The organism is Corynebacterium sp. NML120713, from assembly GCF_001875735.1.
Lineage (GTDB): Bacteria > Actinomycetota > Actinomycetes > Mycobacteriales > Mycobacteriaceae > Corynebacterium > Corynebacterium pseudogenitalium.
Map to the genome: position 1 here is coordinate 42,532 of NZ_MLCR01000007.1, position 16,037 is coordinate 58,568.

The window sequence follows — 16,037 nt, forward strand, 5'->3', positions numbered from 1 at the left end:
AACCACAATGCCGCCACTTAAGGCCACCCCCACACAGCCCATTGGCCCTACGCCCCGCACCGCTTCAGCAGACGATGCCGGCGGTGTCGGTAAGCGCAAGAGCTACCATGCACTCAACGCGCAGCTGAACCTATTCGACGATTCGGGAAGAATCCAGTTCGACAAGGACATTGAGGCAACACAAGACTTTTTAGCGCACCATGTCACTCCCCGCATGCATCAGTTTGAATCCACCAAGCAGCGCTTGGAGTGGTTGGTTGATAACGAATACTACGAGCGGGAATTCCTTGAGCTTTATGATGACGATTTTCTGTGCACTATGTACGACAGAGCCCACCGAGCCAAGCATCAGTTCCGCACTTTCCTCGGCGCATTTAAGTTCTTTACTTCATACGCACTGAAAACCTTTGATGGCTCGCGATTTCTGGAAGGCTACGAAGAACGCGTCGCCACCACAGCTTTGTACCTTGCACAGGGCGATGAAGAGCTTGCGGAGAAGCTGGTGGATGACATCATGACCGGACGCTTCCAGCCCGCCACCCCTACTTTTCTCAACGCAGGAAAAGCCCAGCGTGGCGAAATGGTCTCCTGCTTCCTCCTTCGCATCGAAGACAATTTGGAAAGCATTGGCCGCAGCGTGAACTCTGCACTGCAGCTTTCAAAACGCGGCGGTGGTGTGGCCTTGTTACTGAGCAATCTGCGCGAATCCGGAGCCCCAATCAAAAGGATTGAGAACCAAGCTTCCGGCGTAGTCCCAGTTATGAAAATTCTGGAAGATAGCTTCAGCTATGCCAACCAATTGGGCGCTCGACAGGGCGCTGGAGCCGTCTACCTACATGCGCACCATCCAGATATTCTTCGTTTCCTGGATACCAAGCGGGAAAATGCCGATGAGAAAGTCCGCATTAAGACTCTTTCGCTGGGAGTTGTTATTCCAGATATAACCTTCCAGCTGGCCAAAGAGAACAAGGATATGCATCTTTTTAGCCCGTATGACATCGCTCGCGAGTACGGCGTAGCCATGTCTGACATGTCTATCACCGAGTATTACGACGAGCTGGTTTCCAATCCGCGAATTTCTCATACGACTATCAAGGCCCGCGAGTTTTTCACCACGCTGGCTGAGCTTCAGTTTGAATCTGGATACCCCTACATACTCTTTGAGGATACGGTCAACCGCGCTAATCCCCTCAAAGGACATATCAATATGTCCAATCTGTGTAGTGAGATCCTCCAGGTCAACACGCCATCCACCTACGGCGCCTCAGGTAACTACACCACCGTTGGCCAGGACATTTCCTGCAATCTAGGGTCGCTCAACATCGCTAAAGCTTTTGAATCACCGGACTTTGGGGAAACTGTTGAAACCGCGGTGCGCGCTCTCACGAAGGTCTCAGACCTAACAAATATCGAAGCTGTTCCTTCCATCGCTCACGGTAATGCATCCATGCATGCCATCGGGTTGGGCCAAATGAATCTCCACGGTTTCCTGGCTTCCAAGCGTATTCCTTATGGCTGCGCCGAAGCACTGGACTTTACAAATATCTATTTCCTGACCGTGACCTATCATGCGCTCCGTGCATCCCATGCGCTAGCGGTTGAGAAAGGTCAACGATTCACTGGCTTTGAAGAATCCACCTATGCCACTGGCGTCTACTTCGACAAGTACATCGACCAAGACTGGGCGCCGGCCACTGACCACGTAAAACAGCTATTCCATGAGGCTGGCGTGCAGATTCCTCAACGCGAGGATTGGCTACGGCTCAAGAACCAAGTGATGCAAGACGGCATCTACAACGCCTACTTGCAGGCAGTTCCACCCACTGGATCAATTTCCTACATCAATGACTCCACCGCGTCCATACACCCGATTGCCTCCAAGATTGAAATACGCAAGGAAGGCCGCTTGGGGCGCGTGTACTACCCCGCACCGGAAATGACCAACGACAACTTGGAGTATTTCGATGACTCCTACACCGTGGGGTACAAAAAAATCATCGACACCTACGCTATGGCCACCCAACACGTGGACCAAGGGCTTTCCCTGACTTTGTTCTTCACCGCTGACACCACTACGCGGGACATCAACAAGGCACAAATCTATGCCTGGAAAGCCGGAATCAAGACCTTGTACTACATCCGTTTACGCCAACCTGCACTCCAGGGAACCGAGGTCGAAGGCTGCGTTTCCTGTGCTCTGTAGGAACACGGTCCTTCCTTCATTCACAACCATCCATCAAGAAAGAAAGAAGCTATGTCTTCAACATCAAACACTGCTGAGCTAACCAGCATCTCAGTTACGCCGCCAAGTTACCGGCATGACCCTTCAGCCCGCATCCGCGCCATCAATTGGAATCGGGTGAGCGATGAGAAGGATCTTGAAGTGTGGAACCGCCTCACCGCCAACTTTTGGTTGCCAGAAAAGGTTCCACTTTCAAACGATCTCCCGGCGTGGCAGAGGATGACACCGGAGGAACGCAACCTCACCATGCGGGTGTTCACGGGACTCACCACCCTGGACACCGTCCAGGCCACTGTGGGCGAAATCTGTCAGATCCAAGATGCCCGCACCGAGCACGAGGAGGCCGTGTATACCAACATCGCCTTCATGCAATCAGTCCATGCCCGTTCTTACTCTTCAGTGTTTTCTACTTTGAGCAGTACGAAAGAAATTGATGAGGCATACCGCTGGGCGGTGAATAATGACCTTCTCCAGGCACGCGCCAAAAAAGTGCTCACTCATTATTTTGGACCCGATCCACTCAAGCGCAAAGTGTCATCGACGCTGCTTTCCTCGCTGCTTCTCTACGCGGGTTTCTATCTTCCCCTGCATTTTTCCGTCCACGCCACCCTGACAAATACGGCAGACATGATTCGCCTCATTCTGCGTGACAAGGCAGTGCACGGTTACTACTCAGGCTACAAGTACCAGCGCGGACTGGAAACGTCTGCTCCACAACGGCAACAGGAGATGCATGATTTCACTATTTCCTTGCTCGAAGAGCTTTATGCCCTAGAGCTGGATTATTCCGGCGAGCTATATGAGCCGTTGGGGCTCATGGATGATGTAGCTGTATTCGTTCGCTATAACGCCAATAAGGCGCTCATGAATTTGGGCTACCCGGACTACTTCCCACCTGAAGAAACGGAAGTGAACCCGGAAATCCTCGCTGCCCTAGCACCTGGAGCAGATGAAAACCATGACTTCTTCTCCGGCTCCGGTTCCTCCTATGTCATTGGCACCGCTGAAGAAACGAGTGATGATGACTGGGATTTCTAAACCGTTTCCACGACCAGACCAAGGAAGCTGGCTTGAGACCATCGCGCTGTTTGAAGCCATCCGCGAAGGAAACCAACCAGCAGCCATGCGGCTTTTGGATACGTCCGCCGCACGGGAGGCCGTCCTCGGGGGACTGTTAGGACTCATCGAACTGTACTTCCGCCATGAAGAAGACAAAGTGGATAACTTTCTTACTGCCGCCCACGCCGCCGGGCCACCGCCTGCCTTTGGCTGCAAGCCTTTTCTCCCTTGATCGCACGTACCTACGCCCAACTAAGAAGAAAGGACTTCCTATGACCACCCCACGCATTAGTGTTATCGTCGGCAGCCTGCGCCGCGGCTCATTTGCGCGCAAGATTGCACACGAAGTGCTCACAATGATCCCTGAAAACTACCAGGCAGACATCGTTGAAATCCGTGACTTGCCGCTCTATGACTTCGACTACGATGACCCCTCGGTCACGGACAAGCCCATTCCAGCTGAGTACACCACTTTCCGCGACACCATCAAGAACTCGAGCGGCGTCCTCTTTGTTACCCCGGAAAATAACCGTACTATCCCTGCCTGTCTCAAGAATGCAGTGGACATCGGTTCCAAGCCCAACTCGGATGTGGCTTGGAAGAACCTTCCCGCAGGTATCATCAGTCACTCTGTAGGCCGCATGGGCGGCTACAGTTCACAGAAGAACCTCCGGCTCGCCCTGTCCTACTTCGATATGCCGCTTCCTGGTCAGCCCGAGGTATTCCTTGGCCAATCCCCCACCCTCTTCGAAGACTCCGGCCATCTCAATGAAGGCACCGCAGGCTTTGTCAAAGACTACGTTATACGCTTCCTGCAGTTGGTCGACATGACATTAACAGCCAAGCACAGCTAGCGACGGCGACTAACCCTAGCCACCGCCCTCTACGAAGTACTTGAAGGCTTCTAAAGGGCCTTCTCAAAGACACAAACCCCGGATTCACACTCATCCTTGAGTTACCTGAATCTGAACCCAGGACGCTTCAAAAAACACCGCTCTAATTCTTCGATTTTCGCTGAAATAGAGCGGTTTTAGCGCTGTCGCTGGACACTGACCCTGGCGACATCCTGTTAGGGGCTTAAGGGACATTTTGTGTGTTTTTACGGTGTGTCGCGATAAGGGACATTTTGTGTGTGTTTAGCTGCGTCCAGCCCACCCTTTTCTCACGCCTAAGCTGGGGTTCCACTGATGATCAATGCCGGTTTCGAATTCTTTCGGTCCGTCGACCTCTTCCCGTTGACTTCTTCCGGTCGACCTACTCCGGTTTACCAACGCAGGTCAGCGCAAAATCGGCAAAATAGCCCCAAAACCATCCAAATCGCGCTGACCTGGGTTGGTCGATGCAATGAGGTCGACCGGAACCCCCGATACCTCTATGTGACCAGAATTGTGCACGTCAAGGGCTTTGCTCGTCCCCCTGGCTATATGCGACCGCCCAACGCACAGGCGGCTGGTTCTAGTTCCTTAGAGTCCTTGATCTCGCTGGGGTTCCTGTGCTGCCCGCAGACTCCATACCACACACCAGACGTCATTCGGTGTTGATTTCTCAAAACGGGCAAATGGAACTGTTTTGAAAACCATATCTGGTTGTTGGCCGAGGCCATCCCGGGAAACCAGATAGACATATACACACAAAATGTCGCTTACGCCCACACTCGATCTTCGAGCAATAGCGTTGGGAACCGAGACGCGGTCTCCAGCGTCTAAATATAGACAAGCATTCGCAGATGGAGTATTGCCATGATGAAAACAACCACGATTAATGAACACATTGTGTCAATGAGCAGGGCTTTTAACGGTGTGTCGCCACGGGCATGGAGCCTGATTAAGCACCGAACCAAAGAATTGCTCGTATCACATATCGCCGAGTGCGCGGCAACATGGGGAGGAGATGACAGCAAGGCGGATGCAAGCGGGTGGCAGGTCTTTGGCATTGACCAAGCAGTGCGGCTTTTGGGGCCGGAAACCCTTGGAGCGCAGTTTCAGCGATTGAACGCGTTGACAGAAGACCTTTCTAGGTACTTGTTGGCCAAGTATTACCAGGTTCCTGCGGGTGTCGACGACGAAGTGACGGATGAACAGATTGATGCTGTCAACGCTCTCCTGGGCACGGGCGATGTTAGGAGCGTTGTAGGCGAAGTCGTTGAGGAGGCGGTTCGTCGTATCCATCTTATTGAGGCAAAACACGCGTTCGAGCAATTTGAAGCAGGGCAGTCATGAGCGCACACGATATTGAGCGCACCGTGTATTCCGTGCTGCGCGGGACGTATTGCCTCAATGTTGGCTTCGACGCACGCTCGCGGCGAGGACGCAACCCGTTCCAAGCTTGACCGGTCAAACCGAACCGGTGTGCCAGAACGAGTTGCGGTATCGACAACCCCGCTTAACTGTCCCAGTCCACCGCCCAGGGATCCTCTTCTTCCTGCTGCTCCATCAGCGCGTTGATCGGCTCCGTCAGATGTTGGTCGATTACCGTCCAGGCGGCTTCGTTCTGATCCTGCAGGAAGATTCGTTTCATCTCGTCGCTGCTGTCCGGAAGGCTCTGGATGTCCTTCGCCCATCCCGCTAATCGCTGCGCTCTCCGAGTCTGCGACAACAGATCGACCTGTTGGTTCAGCTGCCGCCAAAGTTCCTCGACAGCCTGCGGGCTGTGGTCTTTGCCCAACGTTTTCAGTGCTTCCTCCACGGTAGTCTTCATCACTGCGTCGTTCGTTTCTGCTGGTGCGATCCCTGGATTGTGCCAGCGCATCATTCCTACCAGCCTCGTTGCGTTCCTTCCCGTCGCTTCCAAGGCTTTAATCACGAGCTGTCCTACTTGGTACTGCAAAAACTGGAACATTATTCGGTACAGGGATTGATCCTTGTCCTGTTGAATGCCCGGTGTCGAGCGCAGTACGTCGATCGCTTTGCGCTCCAATTCTGTGTGCTCCTGGTTGAGTTGGGACACCATCTTGTACGCGGTCGGCTCGTTCGCGTTCTCCGGATCGGTTATCTTCAGGTACTCCACGAGCAGAAAGATCGAGTCGCTGTCGCGATCGACCATCGGAACGTCCCAATCCGATCCTCCCAGGATGTCTGGTACTGGTCGCTTCGGGTAACCGTGAAATTGAATCTGTGGTGTGGTCATCGTTACTCCCTTCTACTTTTTGGGTAATGCTATGCAGGCATGCCGACATGACGGCATGGAGTTATGCTGACGGGACGGCATATTGGCATTCTGTGTTTGAGTCAGCGCTGGTCAGAGGGGTATCTCAGCGTGTTTTCTATCGCAAAGATTTGCGACTTTTCTTTATATGGCCAGTGATTGCTTCGGCGGAGGTTTTCCGAAGAGGCTGTTATACCTGGAAGATCGTCCCGGGCCGCGTCCAAAGCGATCAGCTACCTCGCCAGATAGGGGAGCAGCCCACACGGTAGGGTGGCCACCATGATTCACTCCACGTCCGAGTCCCCGGCTGCGCACGTTTCGGCGCGTGCGGGTCACGATCCAATGATTCGGGTGCGTGATGCGCACCTGCACAACCTGAAACACATCGACGTCGACCTGCCTCGGGATACCCTCGTGGCGGTCACCGGTGTGTCGGGGTCGGGCAAGTCCAGTCTGGCCTTCGGCACGATTCATGGGGAGGCACAGCGCCGCTACCTGGAGTCCGTCTCGCCGTTTGCGCGGCGTCTGATCGGTGGCGCGGTCAACCCGCGCGTCGGCTCGGTCGCGGGGCTGCCGCCGACAGTGGCGCTGCAGCAGTCCACCACCCTGGGTGGAGCGCGCTCTTCCGTGGGCACGATCTCGAATATGTCGAATAGTATCCGGCTGCTCTTTTCCCGCTCCGGCAGCTACCCGGACGGCATGCGCGAGCGGCTGGAATACGGCAGGCTCGACTCCGACGCCTTCTCTCCCAACACCACGGCCGGCATGTGCCCCGAGTGCCAGGGCACTGGTACCGTGCACCATCCGACGGAGGAGTCGATGGTGCCGGATCCCAGCCTGTCCATCTGGGACGGCGCGATCGCCGCATGGCCGGGGGCGTGGTTGGGGAAGAACTTCCGGGACATCCTGGGCACCCTCGGCTACCCGCTGGACGTCCCGTGGCGGGACATTCCGCAGAAGGACCGCGACTGGATCCTGTTTACGGACGAACAGCCGGTGGTCACCGTCCACCCGGTGCGGGACGAAAACGCGGTTCATGGGTCGTATAAAGGCAAGTGGCGCTCGGTTGCCACGTACCTCACGGACACGTTGGCGGAGACTGAGTCGGATAAGAACCGTCGTCGGGTGCTGTCCTTCATGCATTCATCGACGTGCCCGACGTGCCAGGGCCGCGGTTTCCAGCCGGATACCTTGCAGGTCACCTACGCCAGCTACGCCATCGACGAGTTCAACGACTTGGCGTTGAAGGACGTGCTGGCTGTGCTGGAGGAGCGCCTCCACCGCCTGGGCGGCATCACGGAGCAGCAGTGGAACGAGCACGACGAGGCCGAAGAGCTGCTGCTGGATCAGGTGCTGCCCACGGTGCGCGCGGCGAATGAGCTGGGACTGGGACACTTAAGCCTTTCCCGCCCGGCACGGACCTTGTCTGCCGGCGAGCATCAGCGCCTGCGGCTGGCATCTCAGTTGAACTCGAGCCTGTTCGGCACAACCTATGTGCTGGATGAACCCTCGGCGGGCTTGCACGTGGTGGAGCGCAAGGCGGTCTCCGAGCTGCTCCAGCGCTTCATTGACGCTGGCAATTCGGTGCTGCTGGTGGAGCACGACATGTCGCTCGTGGCGGGGTGCGATTGGATCGTGGATATCGGCCCGCGTGCAGGGGAGCGCGGCGGGGAGCTGGTGTTCTCTGGGCCTATTGACCAGTTCCGCGTCAACGCCGAGCAGTTGGGCTCGCCCACGGCGATCGCCCTGAACGAGGGTTTCCCCGAACTGACGGACACCCCTGCAGGCACCGGTGACTCCATCAGCCTGCGCGGCGTGCACGCACGCGCCTTCGACGGCGCCGACGTGGACTTCCCGCTCGGGGCGCTCACTGCCGTCACGGGAGTATCCGGTTCCGGCAAATCCACCCTGGTCATCGGGGTACTTGCCGACGTGGTGTCCCGCTCAGCAAAGCAGGTGGTCGGCGCCGACGAGGCCTCGGACCAGGATGCGGATGCTGAGCTGGCGGCAGGATCCGATCCCTCTGAGGATTTCAGGGTGGACAGCGTAGAGGGCGTCGATAAGATCCGCCGGTTGGTGCACATCACTCAGAAGCCGATTGGGCGCACGGTGCGTTCCACCGTGGCCACCTACACGGGGCTGTTCGATCACGTCCGCAAGCTCTTCGCTGCGACCCCAGAGGCCAAGCGGCGGGGCATGTCGGTGTCGGACTTTTCCTATAACACGACGAAGGGCCGCTGCCCGGAGTGCGACGGTGCGGGCAGCATCGAGGTCGAGCTGGTGTTCCTGCCGGGCACGTACACCACCTGCCCGGCCTGCCACGGCAAGCGCTACAAACCGGAGATCCTTGAGGTGCAGTGGAACGGTCGCAGCATCGCGGATATCTTGGCCCTGACCGTGGACGAGGCGCTGGAGGTCTTCGCGGAGGAGCCGAAGGTGCTGCGCTCTGTCGAATTCTTGCACGCGCTCGGCCTGGGCTATCTGCGGCTGGGGCAGGGGTCCCCGGAGCTTTCGGGCGGGGAGGCGCAGCGCATCAAGCTGGCCTCCGAGATGCAGCGCGGCTCCAGCCGCAAGCACAGCCTGTACCTCCTGGACGAGCCGACGACGGGGCTGCACCCGGCGGATGTTGATCTGTTGCTCGCCCAGCTGCGCCACCTTGTCGACGACGGCGCCACAGTGGTCGTCGTCGAGCACGACCTCCGGGTGGTCGCGCAGGCCGACCACATTATCGACGTCGGCCCAGGCGCCGGGGACGAAGGCGGCCAGATCCTGGCCACCGGGACGCCGACGGCAGTTGCCCAGCAGGGGACGGAGCCGGATTCTCGCTCGGTGACGGCCCAGGTGCTGGCCGAACGGGCTGGGTTGGGCTGATCCTGAGCATTGAGCGTCATGTAGGTCGCACGCTTGAGTGGTTCCGGAGGCTTCGACGCCTATCAGCATGGGCGCTAGTTTCGGTAGACATGCCTGCGGTGCGCGATGCGCAGCACAAGAATATGGAGCTCACCGTCCGCAATCTCATATACGACGCGGTAATGCCCGACGCGGATGCGGTACTGGTCAAACTCAGCACGTAGCTTCTTCACCCCGCTAGGCCGGGGATCGAGTGCTAAGGCATCGATTGCGGTAAGGATGCGCTTCTGGGTCTGCTTGTCGAGTTTGCGTAGTTCCTTCGCAGCAGAAGATTTGAAGGTGATGCGATAAGTGGCGTTTGACATAACCGAGCTTTACGCGAAGCCGAGTTCCTTTTTGAGGTCCTCAAACGAGATTTCCTCGCTCTCTTGCCGAGCAATTTCGGCGGCGTGGATGTCTTCCAGGTCCTCGAGAGCTTCGACAGCGCGGGCAAAGAATGTAGGAGAGACGACAACTGCGCGAGCACGGCTGCCTCGGCTGGTGATAACGACAGGTGTGCGCTGCGCTTCCTCTAATAGCTGGCTCTGCGTTTTGCGGAACTCGCTGGATGTCACTGATTTTATTTCCATAACGTAAATGTACATCTTGTACATATCGGTTGGCAGCGATATTTCACTGGTCGTTCCGATTCGGGCTTGTGGGCAAAAAAGGCACTGTAGCGTGATTGATCTGCAAGGCTTTGCTCGAGTCGAGGTGTTTAAGGAGTGCGATGCAGGTCGCGCATTTTCACCCAGCCCGGCCGATTTTCGACGACCAGCGTCGCACTCCTTAAACACCTCGACCGGAACGGGTTGCAGTTTGCTCGAGTTTCCTCGTCAGTGTGTATCGCGTGGCAGCGTGTCGTAGGGCGACGTCTGAAGTCAGACATTCGCGTCGCGAACACGCCAACCTGGACCACGTTTGCCTGCTGGGCGCGCGGATTCGGTAAGGCGCGTGTTAGCATCTGGTGACGCGCGGGCGTATACCCTGCAGAATTTCTCACTTTGGATTTATGAAAATGGCAAAAGTCCCAGAGCATCAATTCGATTTAAAGGCCGCTGCAAACTATTTGGCGGACATCCTCAATAAGGATGTGTTGAGTGAAAGCAATTCTAGGGTTGAAGGTGTCGTGGACTTGCCGAAGTTTCATGGGGCTGCCGCTTGGATTGATACATTTTTATATCTCGTTTTGGAAGTAGAAACGTCGACCGGGAAAACCTTCGTGGGGTTTGAAACCCTCTTTCAGCCCGAGGGAACGTTCCGAGAATATTCGGTCGAGTATGAGAATGTCCATGATTTGTGGGCGTACGAAATTGCTGGCGATTTGTTTCTTCAAACACTCAGTTTTGAGGATCCGGATCGTATCACTTGGATGAGAGTTGATACGAAACGTTTCGTTCCCACAACGTGGAGCGATTTGCTGGGTTTTGCGTATGGGCTGAATCGAATATGGGTGCGTGATTAAAGTGGTACCAGTACCGGCATGAAACCTACAAGGAGCAGCCTCATGAGCACCGACGTGCACGCCAGCGATTTCCTTGCTGATTCCTACGGGCCGCGCCTGAAGAAGATTGACGAAGAGTCGCGCGCCCTGCTTACCGAATACCAGACTTTACAGCCGCCTCTCGTCTCGCCGGATATGGATGTCACGAATCTCCGTGGGGCCGCTTTCCCGCGGAGCTCAGTGGAGAGGATCCGCGATTCGGACCTCGGCGAAGAGGAGCGTCAGAACGCAATCACATACCTGTTGGGGTGCTGGTATATCGATCAGGTTGATGGCGTTTGGGACTTCGTTCCCATGCTCGTGGACAAGCCAGCCCTCTACCTCTCGTTTGGCCTCGGGGTCCGGACGGAGAACGGCTCGATGCTCATTGTCGCAGAGTCTGCACGAGAGATTATGGAAGGCGGGGATCTCGCTTTTACGGAGGCGCTCTATACATCCAGCGTGAAAGTCGAACATCGACTTGCGGAAGAGGGGTCACGTTCGGAGGAAACTAGCACCTAGATTTGCGGCTAAAAGGCGTTGTAGCTCGATTTATCTGCAGAGTTTTGCTCGTGTCGAGGTGCTTAAGGAGTGCGATGCAGGTCGCGCATTTTCGCGCAGCCCGTCCGTTTTTCGACGACCAGCGTCGCACTCCTTAAGTACCTCGACCGGAACGGGCTGGTGCTTGCTCGAGTTTCCTCGTCAGCGTTTTCGCGTGGCAACGAGTCGTAGGGGACGTCTGCAACCCGACGTGATCGGGAGACCCCTCAAGCGACACCACGACCGATAGGGAGCTAGACCCCGTCCAGGTGACACAGGGAACCGAAGATTGGACATAATGAAAGTCGTGGCGTTACCCCCAAAAAATTAGGAGAGAAACATGATCCTTGTGGTGCTCGGTGCTGTGGTCGCGCTGTTCAGCGCTTTATTCATCATGATAATTGGGTTCCTAATCCAATTCTTCCTAGACCCCTTTTCAGTGAAGCGAAAAGTGCTTTCTCCATACAGGTTCTTAGTGGTGATGGTTGTAATAGCACCTGTTTATCTCGTATATGACGTGCGAAATGTCGCGATGTGTAGGGTCATGTCTAACTATGAGGGCAGCGGGAACTTTAGCTATGCGTTCAGCGCGTACTTAATTACCGCAGTCATCATCAGTGTCCTTTGGCGCATCATTGGGTACTACTTCAGCGAAGAGCGGGAGTAGGGCGGCAAAAACGGCTTGGGCAGACCAGTTTCAGTACTAATTTTGATGAGCGGAGGACGCTGAGGCTTCGTGCCTCATGCTATGGGCGGATCCCGTGCTGGAATTCCTGGCCAGGTACCCCTTTACACGCATTCGAGCGGTTGAAATCTTGGCACAGACATAAGCGTATCGACGATTGCCCACGCACGTGTCGGACGCTTGCAGCACGCTACCGGAATGAGTTCTGTGGCAACTGCTTCGAACCTTGGCCTGGCCGCGCTACGCTCTGGTCAAACGGGCTGGGTTGGTCGTCTAAGTGTAAGGCGGGCGGCGGTGAAACAGCGGGGAAGAAGCCCCGTTTTTACCCCCCGTTAAGCATATAACTAGCGAAACTCTTACTTTCTCGCGGGCGAGCACCTAAGATTAGGCTTGCCTCGCCAAGGGCGGCCTTAGCTTTGTGGGCTAGTGCGCATTGGCGGGCCAGGTTACACACGAGAAAGTTCTACATATGTTCATCGCCGCTTTCCTTGTCGGTCTCCGCGAAGGATTGGAAGCATCCCTTATTGTCGGGATGTTGTTCGCTGCGATCCAACGCCGCACCAGCTCAAACATCGGAGAGGGCCACCTGAACACCGCCGCCCGCACCGTGTGGGTGGGAGTGGTCTTGGCAGCAGCAATCTGCACTGCGCTCGGCGCTCTGTTTACGTTCGGGCGTTACGGGTTGTCGTTCCGCGCTCAAGAAGCCATCGGTGGTTTCATGTCCCTGATTGCGGTAGCCATGATCACCGGAATGGTTCTCTCGTTAAGCAATCAGGGTGGCAAACTGCGCACCATGCTTGAGGACAAAACAGGCGTTGCGCTGACGAAAGGCAAGCAGGCGATGTTTTGGCTCGCGTTTGTCGCCGTCGCCCGTGAAGGCATCGAGCTCACACTCCTGCTGTGGGGGTGGATGACCACGCCCAGTGCTGTCATTGGTGCATTCGCCGGCATCGGCGTCGCCATCGTGATGGGCTGGTTGATCTACCGGGGTGCTCTTCGACTGGATTTGGGCGCGTTCTTCACGTGGTCGAGTGCGTTGCTTATCGTCGTCGCGGCGGGCATCCTCGCGTACGCCGTTCATGATTTGCAGGAGGCACAGTTCCTCCCTGGCCCGTTTTCCGGCGCGCCGATTGCTCCGACGCATCCGCGTACAGGCGAGGTGCTCACAGGTTTCGCCTCGTACCCATTCTGGATGGCGTCGTTCCCATTCGGTTGGGCGTTCAACCTGGACGAGTTTATTGATCCCGCAGGCATCGTCGCCACGTTGCTGCAAGCGTTTACCGGGTTTATGCCTCAAATGTCGTGGCTGCAGGTCATTGCTTGGGGCGCTTACCTTGCCATCATTGGCCCGATCTTTGTAGGACACGTGCGAGGGAAGAAGCGTATCGACGCCAAGAAACTGAATAACGAAACTTCTTCAGCACACACCGAGAACACACGAAAGGTCTCATAATGAAACGCTGTCCTGTCTTTGTCGCCACCCTTGCTCTCGCGCTCCCGCTCGCGGGATGCGTGGAAAACAGTGCCGGTGACACTATCGAAGTGCAGGCGAAAGAGGACGCCTGCACGGTCGCCGTAGACTCGGTGGAATCCGGCACCAGCACCTTCTCCATCACTAACTCCGGTGAGCGTGTCACTGAGTTCTACCTGCTGGCAGAGGACGGACTGCGCGTCATCGCCGAACGCGAGAACATCACCCCTGGCAGCACCGCAGACCTCACCGTCCAGCTTGAACCGGGTTCCTACTTCACCGCCTGCAAGCCAGGCTTGCGCGGACCGAACATCGGCCAGGCTGAATTCACTGTGACTGGTGAACCAATTCAGTACGACGAGTCCGATGAGGTGCGCTTCAACGAGGCTCGCGACAACTACGTCAACTTTGTGAAGAACGAAGTCGCAGAGCTGCTGCCAAAGGTCGAGGAGTTCGCCGCAGCATACGCCGCAGGCGACGATGCCAAGGCCAAGGATCTTTACGCCACCACCCGTGTCCACTACGAGCGCATCGAGCCGATCGCTGAGGCGCTCGGTGTTCTCGACGCTCGCATTGACTACCGCGAAGTGGACTACATTGCCGAGGCGGACCAGCTCAAGGAAGATGACCCGACCTTCACCGAATGGCTCGGGTTCCACCGTATGGAAAAGGACCTGTGGCCACCAGCTGCCGACACCAAGAACGCCGACGGCGCACCTGCCCGCGAAGGCTGGGAGCCGTCCTCCCCGGAGAAGCGCCGCGAGATCGCTGACACCCTCGTCGCTGACGTCGAGGCGCTGCACGACACCGTGCAGGCCGACGACTTCGCCGCGGAGAACGACATCACTGTGGACACCGTCTCCAACGGTGCGATGGGGCTGCTCGAAGAGGTAGCCACCACCAAGGTCACTGGTGAGGAAAACTGGTGGTCGCACAAGGATCTCTATGACTTCCAGGCCAACATCCAGGGCTCGCGCATCGCGTTCGACATGGTCAAGGGCATCGCCGCAGAGCGCGGTGAGGAAGGTGCCAAGTTGGTCAGCGAGATCGAGTCGCGCTTCGACGACATCCAAGCGCTTCTCGATCAGTACGGCAGCCTGGAGACCGGGTACGTCGACTACGACGAGGTCGACGCTGGCCAGCAGGCGAAGCTGACCCGTGCGCTGGATGCGCTGCGTGAGCCGCTGTCGAACCTGACTGGTACCGTGCTGGGACTCAACGTTGATACGGAGGCGGAGTCCTAACATGACTGGGTTTGACCGACGCACGTTTTTAACATTCGGCGGCCTGGGTGCTGCCGGTGCCGTCGCCGCTGCTTGTTCGCGGGATGAATCTCGTGAGGATGCGAGCGATAACGCCGACGGCACGAACAACCAGCTGATCATCGACTTCGCTGGCGAGCACCAAGCTGGGATTGTCAGCCCGATGCAAAACAGCCTCCACTTCGCGGCGTTCGACATGGACAAGAAGGCCTCCCGCGAGGACCTCATCGACCTCCTGCAGCGCTGGACGAATGCTGCACGGCGATTGACGCTCGGTGGTGAGGTGAGCGCGAAAGGCGCATTCGGTGGCGGTGAGGATTTCCCACCTGACGATTCTGGCGAAGCGTTTGATTTGGGACCTTCCGCTTTGACCATCACGATTGGCTTCGGCCGAAGCCTATTTCGTGACCAGTTTGGTTTAGCTGACAAGCTGCCAGATGAGTTCACCGCGATGCCGCCTATGACGAACGACTTCCTGAACCGTGAGCAGTCCGACGGCGACATCTGCATCCAGGCATGCGCGAACGACCCCCAGGTTGCCACCCACGCCATACGCAATCTGACGCGTCTGGCCGTGCCAGATGCAGTGCTGCGTTGGACACAGATTGGCTTTGGTAAGGCCGCCGTGACCACCCGTGAAGAACCGACTCCACGCAACCTCTTCGGGCAGAAAGACGGCACTAGGAACATCCGAGCAGAGGACACCGAAGCGTTGGATGAGCACGTGTGGATTCCGGCGGACTCTTCGCAGCCTTGGGCTGCGGGTGGGTCGTACCTGACAGCGCGGCGTATCGCCATGAACATTGAGGTGTGGGACACGCTTCAGTTGAAGGAGCAGGAGCGCGTCACGGGGCGTGACAAGGTCGAAGGTGCGCCGCTCACTGGCACTGATGAGTTCGACGAACCGGATTTTGCCGCCACCAATGAACGCGGCCGCCCTGTTATCGACCATGCCTCCCACGTGTTCAACGTGCACCCCGACCAGAACGATGGCATCCGCATCCTGCGCCGAGCGTTCAACTACGTTGATGGGTCGAACGAGCAGGGGCGCCTCGACGCAGGCCTGTTCTTCATTGCGTTTACACGCACCGTTGATCGGTTCGCCAAGGTACACCAGTCGATGTCGCGTGACGAGATGCTCCAGGAATATCTCAAGACCACCAAAACCGGTACATACCTCATCCCGCCAGGTGTAGGTGATACTGGCTTTGTTGGCGAGGGCATGTTCGCCTAGCACCACGCTGGAGCGCGGGACCGGGATC

Annotated in this window: 16 protein-coding genes; 13 read left to right on the top strand and 3 right to left on the bottom strand. The window is 57.0% G+C overall.

Annotated elements, in window-relative coordinates; all coding sequences use genetic code 11:
• Positions 1 to 7: 7 nt before the first annotated feature.
• From nrdE to BJP06_RS04120, 5 genes are all read left to right on the top strand, one after another.
• The gene (gene nrdE / locus BJP06_RS04105; RefSeq protein WP_070362917.1) at positions 8 to 2,203 is read left to right on the top strand and encodes a class 1b ribonucleoside-diphosphate reductase subunit alpha; all 2,196 of its coding nucleotides are present in this window, start codon (positions 8 to 10) and stop codon (positions 2,201 to 2,203) included.
• Positions 2,204 to 2,254: 51 nt separating this feature from the next.
• Complete coding sequence (gene nrdF / locus BJP06_RS04110) at positions 2,255 to 3,280, top strand: class 1b ribonucleoside-diphosphate reductase subunit beta (protein WP_034666259.1); 1,026 nt, start codon at positions 2,255 to 2,257, stop codon at positions 3,278 to 3,280.
• Entirely contained in the window at positions 3,261 to 3,533 is a 273-nt protein-coding gene (locus BJP06_RS11820; RefSeq protein WP_133065267.1) for a hypothetical protein, read from the top strand. Before nrdF ends, BJP06_RS11820 begins: the two co-directional genes overlap by 20 nt.
• A gap of 40 nt (positions 3,534 to 3,573) precedes the next feature.
• Positions 3,574 to 4,155, top strand: coding sequence for an NADPH-dependent FMN reductase (locus BJP06_RS04115; RefSeq protein ID WP_022862715.1), 582 nt, complete (start codon positions 3,574 to 3,576; stop codon positions 4,153 to 4,155).
• 885 nt (positions 4,156 to 5,040) lie between these two features.
• Positions 5,041 to 5,520, top strand: coding sequence for a hypothetical protein (locus tag BJP06_RS04120; RefSeq protein WP_071572895.1), 480 nt, complete (start codon positions 5,041 to 5,043; stop codon positions 5,518 to 5,520).
• A 163-nt stretch (positions 5,521 to 5,683) separates the two neighbouring features.
• Here the strand turns inward: BJP06_RS04120 and BJP06_RS04125 are convergent, their stop codons facing one another.
• Positions 5,684 to 6,427, bottom strand: a complete 744-nt coding sequence (locus tag BJP06_RS04125) for a hypothetical protein (RefSeq protein WP_071572896.1) — start codon at positions 6,425 to 6,427, stop codon at positions 5,684 to 5,686.
• A gap of 297 nt (positions 6,428 to 6,724) precedes the next feature.
• Between BJP06_RS04125 and BJP06_RS04130 the strand changes: the two genes are divergently transcribed.
• The gene (locus BJP06_RS04130; protein ID WP_083433190.1) at positions 6,725 to 9,316 is read left to right on the top strand and encodes an excinuclease ABC subunit UvrA; all 2,592 of its coding nucleotides are present in this window, start codon (positions 6,725 to 6,727) and stop codon (positions 9,314 to 9,316) included.
• A 74-nt stretch (positions 9,317 to 9,390) separates the two neighbouring features.
• Here BJP06_RS04130 and BJP06_RS04135 read toward each other — a convergent pair whose 3' ends face one another.
• Positions 9,391 to 9,660, bottom strand: coding sequence for a type II toxin-antitoxin system RelE/ParE family toxin (locus BJP06_RS04135; protein ID WP_071572897.1), 270 nt, complete (start codon positions 9,658 to 9,660; stop codon positions 9,391 to 9,393).
• Positions 9,661 to 9,669: 9 nt separating this feature from the next.
• Positions 9,670 to 9,924 carry a type II toxin-antitoxin system prevent-host-death family antitoxin gene (locus BJP06_RS04140; RefSeq protein WP_071572945.1) on the bottom strand — a complete coding sequence of 85 codons (255 nt, stop codon included), beginning with the start codon at positions 9,922 to 9,924 and terminating at the stop codon, positions 9,670 to 9,672.
• Positions 9,925 to 10,059: 135 nt separating this feature from the next.
• On the opposite strand from BJP06_RS04140, the gene BJP06_RS12420 reads away from it, so the two are divergent.
• From BJP06_RS12420 to efeB, 7 genes are all read left to right on the top strand, one after another.
• Positions 10,060 to 10,305: a type IIL restriction-modification enzyme MmeI gene (locus tag BJP06_RS12420; protein WP_369822199.1), complete on the top strand. Its 246-nt coding sequence runs from the start codon at positions 10,060 to 10,062 to the stop codon at positions 10,303 to 10,305.
• A gap of 41 nt (positions 10,306 to 10,346) precedes the next feature.
• Positions 10,347 to 10,799: a hypothetical protein gene (locus BJP06_RS04145; protein WP_071572946.1), complete on the top strand. Its 453-nt coding sequence runs from the start codon at positions 10,347 to 10,349 to the stop codon at positions 10,797 to 10,799.
• A 42-nt stretch (positions 10,800 to 10,841) separates the two neighbouring features.
• The gene (locus tag BJP06_RS04150) at positions 10,842 to 11,339 is read left to right on the top strand and encodes a hypothetical protein (protein WP_071572898.1); all 498 of its coding nucleotides are present in this window, start codon (positions 10,842 to 10,844) and stop codon (positions 11,337 to 11,339) included.
• A 358-nt stretch (positions 11,340 to 11,697) separates the two neighbouring features.
• Positions 11,698 to 12,024: a hypothetical protein gene (locus BJP06_RS04155; protein WP_071572899.1), complete on the top strand. Its 327-nt coding sequence runs from the start codon at positions 11,698 to 11,700 to the stop codon at positions 12,022 to 12,024.
• A 487-nt stretch (positions 12,025 to 12,511) separates the two neighbouring features.
• Positions 12,512 to 13,495: an FTR1 family protein gene (locus tag BJP06_RS04160; protein WP_071572900.1), complete on the top strand. Its 984-nt coding sequence runs from the start codon at positions 12,512 to 12,514 to the stop codon at positions 13,493 to 13,495.
• Entirely contained in the window at positions 13,495 to 14,757 is a 1,263-nt protein-coding gene (gene efeO / locus BJP06_RS04165) for an iron uptake system protein EfeO (protein WP_071572901.1), read from the top strand. Before BJP06_RS04160 ends, efeO begins: the two co-directional genes overlap by 1 nt.
• A gap of 1 nt (position 14,758) precedes the next feature.
• Positions 14,759 to 16,009 (top strand): iron uptake transporter deferrochelatase/peroxidase subunit, encoded by a 1,251-nt coding sequence (gene efeB / locus BJP06_RS04170; RefSeq protein ID WP_071572902.1) that lies wholly within the window; start codon positions 14,759 to 14,761, stop codon positions 16,007 to 16,009.
• The last annotated feature ends 28 nt before the right edge of the window (positions 16,010 to 16,037 follow it).

Coding starts and splice junctions, on each gene's coding strand:
- nrdE (WP_070362917.1), top strand. CDS start 8: ATGCCGCCACTTAAGGCCACCCCCACACAGCCCATTGGCCCTACGCCC.
- nrdF (WP_034666259.1), top strand. CDS start 2,255: ATGTCTTCAACATCAAACACTGCTGAGCTAACCAGCATCTCAGTTACG.
- BJP06_RS11820 (WP_133065267.1), top strand. CDS start 3,261: ATGATGACTGGGATTTCTAAACCGTTTCCACGACCAGACCAAGGAAGC.
- BJP06_RS04115 (WP_022862715.1), top strand. CDS start 3,574: ATGACCACCCCACGCATTAGTGTTATCGTCGGCAGCCTGCGCCGCGGC.
- BJP06_RS04120 (WP_071572895.1), top strand. CDS start 5,041: ATGATGAAAACAACCACGATTAATGAACACATTGTGTCAATGAGCAGG.
- BJP06_RS04125 (WP_071572896.1), bottom strand. CDS start 6,427: ATGACCACACCACAGATTCAATTTCACGGTTACCCGAAGCGACCAGTA.
- BJP06_RS04130 (WP_083433190.1), top strand. CDS start 6,725: ATGATTCACTCCACGTCCGAGTCCCCGGCTGCGCACGTTTCGGCGCGT.
- BJP06_RS04135 (WP_071572897.1), bottom strand. CDS start 9,660: ATGTCAAACGCCACTTATCGCATCACCTTCAAATCTTCTGCTGCGAAG.
- BJP06_RS04140 (WP_071572945.1), bottom strand. CDS start 9,924: ATGGAAATAAAATCAGTGACATCCAGCGAGTTCCGCAAAACGCAGAGC.
- BJP06_RS04145 (WP_071572946.1), top strand. CDS start 10,347: ATGAAAATGGCAAAAGTCCCAGAGCATCAATTCGATTTAAAGGCCGCT.
- BJP06_RS04150 (WP_071572898.1), top strand. CDS start 10,842: ATGAGCACCGACGTGCACGCCAGCGATTTCCTTGCTGATTCCTACGGG.
- BJP06_RS04155 (WP_071572899.1), top strand. CDS start 11,698: ATGATCCTTGTGGTGCTCGGTGCTGTGGTCGCGCTGTTCAGCGCTTTA.
- BJP06_RS04160 (WP_071572900.1), top strand. CDS start 12,512: ATGTTCATCGCCGCTTTCCTTGTCGGTCTCCGCGAAGGATTGGAAGCA.
- efeO (WP_071572901.1), top strand. CDS start 13,495: ATGAAACGCTGTCCTGTCTTTGTCGCCACCCTTGCTCTCGCGCTCCCG.
- efeB (WP_071572902.1), top strand. CDS start 14,759: ATGACTGGGTTTGACCGACGCACGTTTTTAACATTCGGCGGCCTGGGT.